Source organism: Rhodococcus sp. HM1 (assembly GCF_023218075.1).
GTDB lineage: Bacteria > Actinomycetota > Actinomycetes > Mycobacteriales > Mycobacteriaceae > Rhodococcus.
Genome location: NZ_JALPTB010000143.1, coordinates 1 through 4,744, shown reverse-complemented (window position 1 = coordinate 4,744; position 4,744 = coordinate 1). Strand labels below are relative to the sequence as shown.

The window sequence follows — 4,744 nt, the reverse complement described above, 5'->3', positions numbered from 1 at the left end:
GGTGTGCCCAAGGGTGTGACCGTCACGCACGCGGGCCTGGTGAACCTGGTCGCCGAACAGCGTGCTCGGTTCGGGCTCGGTCCGGATTCTCGGGTGCTGCACGCAGCGTCGCCGAGTTTCGACGCGGCGGTGCTGGAAATGTTGTGGGCCTTCGGATCCGGTGCTTGTCTGGTGATCTCCCCGCCCGGGGTGTTCGGCGGGTGTGAGCTCGCAGACGTGCTGGTGCGTGAGCAGGTCACGCACGCGGCACTGACTCCCGCGGCGCTGGGCACGGTGGATCCGATCGGACTCGACCGGTTGGGCACGGTGATCGTCGGCGGCGAGGCCTGCCCGCCGGAGCTGGTGGCACGGTGGGCGCCGGGCCGGACCATGGTGAACACCTACGGCCCGGCGGAGACGACGATCCAGTCCAACGCCGGCCGGCCGCTCACTGCGGGAGAACCCGTCACGATCGGCCGCCCGATCCGCGGCTTCGCCGAGCTCGTCCTCGACGACCGGCTGCGGCCGGTGCCCGTCGGGGTGGTGGGGGAGCTGTATCTGTCCGGTCCGGGGCTGGCCCGCGGCTACCGCAATCGTCCCGGATTGTCGGCGGCACGGTTCGTCGCCGCACCGGACGGGCAGCGCATGTACCGCACCGGCGATCTGGCGCGGTGGCGTCGCCGCGACGACGGGACGCTCGAACTCGACTACGTCGGCCGCTCCGACCAGCAGGTGAAGGTCCGCGGCTTCCGCATCGAACTCGGCGAGATCGAATCCGCGCTGCGGGCGTGCGACGGTGTCGAGCAGGCGGTGGCGAGTGTCCATCGCGGTGCGGTGGATCGGCTCGTCGGATACGTGGTGCCCGAATCCGGCGCCGAGCTGGATCCGGTGGCGGTGCTGGCGCAGGTAGGGACGCGGCTGGCGCCGCACATGGTGCCGGCGACGGTGTCGATCCTCGATGCGGTGCCGGTGACGGCGAACGGGAAGGTGGATCGGGCGGCGTTGCCGGAACCGGACTTCCGTTCGGGTGCGGCGGAGTTCCGGGCACCGGCCTCGGAGACGGAGGCGGTGCTGGCGGAGTTGTTCGCCGAGGTGCTGGGCGTCGAGACGGTCGGGGCGCAGGATTCGTTCTTCGCGCTCGGCGGGGACAGCATCATGTCGATCCAGCTGGTGGTGCGGGCGAAGGCGCGGGGGTTGGTGTTCTCGCCGCGGGATGTGTTCGAGTGCCGGACGGTGGCGGCGCTGGCGCAGGTGGCCGCGTCCGGTGGTGCGGGTGCGGTGGTGCTCGAGGAGCTGCCCGGTGGTGGTGTCGGCGACCTGCCGCTCACCCCGATCATGCACTGGCAGAGCGGACGAGGCGACGCGGGATTCCACCGGTTCTCCCAGGTCGTCGTCCTGGCGCTCCCCACCACCGTCGACGAGGAGACCCTCGCGGGCACGCTCCAGGCCGTGCTCGATCGGCACGACATGCTGCGCAGCCGACTGCAGCGCGACCCCGCAGCGCCGAACCGCTGGAATTGGGAAGCATTGCCGGTCGGCGCGATTCGCGCACGCGACGTGCTCCACCGGGTCGTCGTCGACTCGGCGCCGGGCACCGCCGGATTCCACGCGACCGCGGCCGCCGAGGCGGACGCCGCCGCGGACCGACTCGACCCGGCCTCGGGAATCGTGGTGCAGGCGGTGTGGTTCGACCCCGACGACACCGAAATCCCGGGCAGGCTGCTGGTCATGATTCATCATTCGGCAGTCGACGGCGTGTCGTGGCGGATCCTCGTCCCGGATCTCGCGACCGCGTGGTCGCAGATCGCGGCGGGACAGGACCCGCAACTCGAGGCGGTCGGTACGTCGATGCGCCGCTGGGCGCACGGTCTGGTCGAGGCCGCGCAGCAACCCGAACGGCTCGCCGAACTCGACTTCTGGCGCGCGACCGCGGCCGCGGACGACCCGACGATCGGGTCCAGGCCGCTGGATCCGGCGACGGACACCGCCGCCACGACCGGCAGCGTCGAGGTCGAACTGTCGGCGGAGGTCACCGAGGCGCTGCTGACCACCGTCCCGGACGCGTTCCACGGCAGCGTGTCCGACGGGCTCGTCGCCGCTCTCGCCGTCGCCCTCACCACGTGGCGGCGCGACCACGGTCATCCCGCACTGACGGACGCGGTGATCGGACTCGAGGGCCACGGTCGTGAGGAAAGCGTCGTTCCCGGCGCCGATCTGAGTCGCACCGTCGGCTGGTTCTCGACGAGCTATCCGATGCGCCTGGACCTTTCGGGCTTCGATCTCGCCGACGCGTGCGAGGGCGGACCGAATCTCGGGGCTGTCGTCAAGTCGGTCAAGGAACAGCTTCTCGCGGTCCCCGACCACGGCATCGGCTTCGGATTGCTGCGTCACCTCGGTGGGGAGGCCGGACGCGTCCTCGCCGAGTGCACACCACCGCAGGTCGCATTCAACTATCTGGGACGCGTGACCACAGGATCGACCGAGACAACTCAGGACGTGCCCTGGATGCCCGTCGACGACGCCGGCGATCTCTCCGTCGCACAGAATCCGGATCTCCCGGTGCCGGCGGTCCTCGACGTCAACGCGCTCACCCTCGACGACGGAGGCCGCTCACGCCTGCGGGCGATCTGGTCGTTCCCGACCGGGATGCTCACCACCACCGAGGTCGACGCAGTCGCCCGGCTGTGGGTCGACGTCCTCGAGCGCATCGCCGCCCTCGCGACCGTGGCCGGCGGCCTCACGCCGTCGGATCTGGGTCTGGTCACGCTGGAGCAGGCACAGATCGAGGAGCTCGAGCGGCGGTATCCGGATCTGACCGACGTGTGGCCGCTGTCGCCGCTGCAGGAGGGCCTGCTGTTCCACGCGCTGGTGTCGGAGGATTCGGTCGACGCGTACCTGGTGCAACTGGTACTCGAACTGCGCGGAACGGTCGACCCGCAGCGGTTGCGGCGCGCCGGAAAGGTGCTGCTCGAACGCCACGCCAACCTGCGAACCGCGTTCGTACGGTCGCCGGGCGCACCGAGCGTCCAGGTGATCCACGACCACCTCGACGTCCCGTTCGACACGCTGGACCTGTCCGGATCCGACGAGACCACCCTCGACCGCGAGTTCGCCGCGGTGATGGCCGCGGATCGCGCCACCCGGTTCGACCCGGCGCAGGCGCCGCTGATCCGGTGGCTGCTGGTCACCACCGGACCGGACAGCCATCGGCTGGTGATGACCAACCACCACCTGCTGCTCGACGGCTGGTCGACACCGTTGCTGCTGAAGGAACTGCTCGTGCTCTATGCCACCGACGGCGACGACACGATGCTGCCGCGCTCCCGGTCCTACCGCGACTTCCTGGCCTGGATCGGCGAGCAGGACATCGAGACATCGCTCGACGCATGGGCCCGTGCATTCGACGGCGCGACCGAACCCACCCTCGTCTCCGACCTCGACTCCGCCCGCCGATACCGCGAATCACGGGACGTGTGTGCCGATTTCGGTGTGGAGGAGACGGCGGCATTGTCGGCGTGGGTGCGTGATCGCGGGGCGACGTTGAACACGGTGGTGCAGGTGGCGTGGGGGCTGGTGCTGGGGTCGTTGACGTCGCGGGAGGACGTGGCGTTCGGTGCGACGGTGTCGGGGCGGCCGCCGCAGATCGACGGGGTGGAGTCGATGGTGGGGTTGTTCGTGAACACGGTGCCGGTGCGGGTGCGGTGGGGCGCCGGGGTGTCGTTGGGGGAGTTGGTCGATCGCGTGCAGGCGGAGCAGGCGGGGTTGCTCGATCATCACTATGTCGGGTTGTCGGATGTGCAGCGGGTGGCGGGGCCGGGTGCGGTGTTCGACACGATGACGGTGTTCGAGTCGTATCCGGTCGATCGTGGGGGGTTGACGGCGGAGACGGACATCGCGGGGATGCGGGTGGTGGATGTCTCGGGCGTGGATGCGGCGCATTATCCGATGGGTTTGGTTGCGCACGTGGACGATCGGCTGCACCTGAAGATCAAGTATCTCCCTGATCTCTTCGGCCACGGTGAGGTCGCCGCGATCCTCGACCGCGTACGTCACATCATCGAATCGCTTGTCGTGCAGTCCAATACACCCATCGACCGGTTCTCACTGCTCGACGACGCCGAGCGCGCCGAACTGGTACCGGTCGCGGGTGGATCGCCGATTCTCGGCGTGACGTTGCCCGACATCCTGGTCGCGTCGGCCGCAGCGGATCCGGACGCGGTCGCGGTAGTCGCGGGGGAGCATCGGCTGACCTACCGTGAGCTCGACGAGCAATCGAATCGTATGGCGCGGAAGCTGATCCGATACGGTATCGGACCGGAGGCGGCGGTCGCGATCGCGGTACCGCGGTCGGTGGAGTCGGTGCTGGCGGTGTGGGCGGTCGCGAAGACCGGAGCGGCCTTCCTTCCCGTCGACCCGAACTATCCCGCATCGCGGATCGAGCACATGATCACGGATTCGGCTGTGACGGTCGGGTTCACGACTGCCGATGCGCGCGATTCGTTGCCGGCAACAGTCATGTGGCTGAACCTGGACGACCCGTACGAACAGGCGTCGCCCGATCGCGTGACCGATGCGGATCGCGTGTGCCCACTGCGGATGGAGAATCCCGCGTACGTGATCTACACGTCCGGGTCGACGGGTGTGCCCAAGGGTGTGACCGTCACGCACGCGGGCCTGGTGAACCTGGTCGCCGAACAGCGTGCTCGGTTCGGGCTCGGTCCGGATTCTCGGGTGCTGCACGCAGCGTCGCCGAGTTTCGACGCGG

At 69.4% G+C, this 4,744-nt stretch carries 1 protein-coding gene; it reads left to right on the top strand.

Annotated elements, in window-relative coordinates; translation table 11 throughout:
- Positions 1-4,744, top strand: a 4,744-nt coding sequence (locus M1M07_RS31915; protein WP_248676724.1) for a condensation domain-containing protein, incomplete at both ends; no start/stop codon positions are given.